At 24.0% G+C, this 2,663-nt stretch carries 3 protein-coding genes and 1 pseudogene; all 4 read right to left on the reverse strand.

All coding sequences use genetic code 11. The annotated features are described in order from the left end of the window. A pseudogene (locus tag J7G74_RS06155) lies at window positions 1-338 on the reverse strand (hypothetical protein); the annotation flags it as partial. Continuing rightward, window positions 301-885: an RNA polymerase sigma factor gene (locus J7G74_RS06160; RefSeq protein WP_297133186.1), complete on the reverse strand. Its 585-nt coding sequence runs from the start codon at window positions 883-885 to the stop codon at window positions 301-303. The pseudogene J7G74_RS06155 and the gene J7G74_RS06160, both read right to left, overlap by 38 nt. A gap of 219 nt (window positions 886-1,104) precedes the next feature. Next, window positions 1,105-1,977, reverse strand: a complete 873-nt coding sequence (locus J7G74_RS06165; RefSeq protein ID WP_297133188.1) for a DUF4300 family protein — start codon at window positions 1,975-1,977, stop codon at window positions 1,105-1,107. 371 nt (window positions 1,978-2,348) lie between these two features. Further along, window positions 2,349-2,663 (reverse strand): LysR substrate-binding domain-containing protein (locus J7G74_RS06170; RefSeq protein ID WP_297133190.1); only part of this gene is annotated, 315 nt, incomplete at its 5' end.

The raw sequence follows: 2,663 nt of genomic DNA on the forward strand, positions 1-2,663 counted from the left end.
AACTTAACAGTAGCTATAGTACCTACTAATATTAATAACAATGATAGTATTAGATATAATCTGCTAATTAAACTAAGCTGTAATTTAATTAATCCTAGATTTTCTTTTATTACATCAAAAATTCTAACATCTTTCTTAGCAGTCTCTACTTCTTCTTTTGGCATATATGCTTTTAATATATCAATTGTAGAATCTATTTTTTCTTCGTCAACTTGATTGACTACATAACTATCTAAATAATCTTCTATATCCATTAAATCTGCTTCTAGTAAATTTTCAAATTGTTCATCTTCTATGTTTTCACATCTTAGTTTGTGTATATTGTGACTCTTCTTCAAATATATCACCTCCAAGTAATTTCTTTAAATTTCTAATTCCATTGAATAATCTTGATTTTATTGTGTTTTCATTATCTCCCGTAATGTTGCTTATTTCTTTTATTTTTAAATCATTGTAATATTTTAATAGTATTGCTTCCCTTTGAAGATTTGGCAAATTCTCTATAGATTCTTTTATTTTTATTGCTTCCTCTTTTTTAGAAATTATATCAATAACATTTGATGTATCTTCTATTTGATGATTTTCTATATCACAGTTTTCAACTCTTTGCTTATATGTGCTACTTTTAAAATAGTCTTTTGTTGTATTTACTGCTATTTTTAATAACCAATTTTTAAATTTCCCATTTTCTAAATTGTATTTATCTATATTTTTCATCATTTTTATAAATACATCTTGGGTTATATCGTAGGATATATTATAGTCATTTGTAACTCTATATATATAGCTATGTACCAGGTCATAGTGCCTTTTGACTAGTATTTCCATTGCACTTTCATTTCCTTTTAGTATCTCTTTTATTAATTTCTCATCATTCTGTGGCAATTTATTACCTCCTTTCACTTATATAACGAGGTGTTTTTATAAAAGGTTTTATTTTTTATGATAAATTTTAATTATTTTATTATTTTCTTTATGCTCTACAACTATTTTACTAAAAAAATACAGATTACTCTGCTTTTTTAATGATTACTTTCACTATTGTTTTAATATAATTGCTTGCAATAAAAAATAGAGGACACGGTCCTCTATTTTTTGTTTACTCTATTTAATTAACTCATTATTTTCCATTATTATTGGTTTTGATGATCCGTTATCAGATGTATCATTATCTAATCTATCCATTAAATATGTTTTTAATTCTGATTTATTTTTAAACTTAGAAACTTGGTATGGTAAAGATGGTGCATATTTCTCAATAAATAATAATCCATCTTTTGTCTGTAATAAAATACCTACATGCCCTACAAATACTTCATTCTGTTCTGGTGAGTGTAAAAATACATTTATCATTGATATATTTTTGTTATCTACGAATGATATTTTTCTTTTTTCCCATTCTTTCTTTATAGCTTCTGCATGCTTATTTACATCTTCTGTATTTTCCACTTTTATAGCTGAATATAAGTTAGTAAATTTATCTACATCTTCTTTGCTAAATTCACTAACAGGGTTATTATCTATTGCTTCAATATCAAACATTAAATTAATATCATCACCAGTAAATTTTTCTCCTGATTTAATGTAATCTTTAAATATTGAAAATGCAGTTAATCTACAGTTAAAATCCATATAGCCCAGTTCTTCAATGTCCCATTTTTCATCTAAATATAATTCATCATATTTAACTTGCTGTGTTTTTATACTTGTAAAACCTTCCTTAGATGTTTCTAACTTATTTATATCTGATTTCTCATTATAATTTTGTACAAGTTTGATAAAATAATCTGCTTGTTTTTTATCTATTTTATTTTCTATTAGTATATCTCTTATCTCATTTTGAGTTTTTTCATCTACTAAATTAGAATACGTAAGCTTTGTTGACTCTACAGTCTCGTTTGTTTCTGTTTTATTATTTGTACACCCTGTCATAAGTAATATTCCAGATAGTATTAATGGTATTATACGTTTTATCATATTATTTCTTCTCCTACTCTAAATTTTTTTATCTAAATTAATTAATTTATCTTTCTGTGTCCACTTTCTACAGTATAGACTATATAATATTAATCGCTCAACTAATTTTTATTTACAAATATGTTGCAAGTAATTTACATTTTAATTTTGTTTAGATATCAATTAGATATAATGCACAAAGAGAATTAGATAAAGTATTTTTAAACTAATTTATACAACTTGAAGTTAACTCTAAGTCAATAGCTTTTTTAGTATGAATCATAACATAGTTAACATATAAAAGACTTTAATTAAAACATAAAAAAACACATTGATAAAATTATCAATGCGTTTTCTTGGATTTATATATAAGCTTGAATTTTTTTGTATAATTATTTATTGTTTAAACTCTCTATTTTTTCACAAAACTCCATAAAGCATTTTATAGGCTTAGATATATACTTATCTTTGTGTATAGCACTATATAAAGATCTCTTAATATTATAATCTTTTAATCTATATATATTTATTGATTTTGTATTTTCTTCATCTAAAACAGATATATATGGAACACAGCTCCCACCCATATTCAACTTCACATAATTTATAATAGCTTCTAGATTACTTAATTCTATATGTGAGTTAAATTTAATATCTTCATTTTCTAGAAAATCTTCGAATCGTTCTCTAGTTCCACTACCATCTTC

Source organism: Terrisporobacter sp., from assembly GCF_017888745.1.
In the GTDB taxonomy this organism is placed as follows: Bacteria; Bacillota; Clostridia; order Peptostreptococcales; family Peptostreptococcaceae; genus Terrisporobacter.

Excerpts from the sequence above, each read along its gene's own strand:
- J7G74_RS06165 (WP_297133188.1), bottom strand. The coding sequence starts at position 1,977 with ATGATAAAACGTATAATACCATTAATACTATCTGGAATATTACTTATG.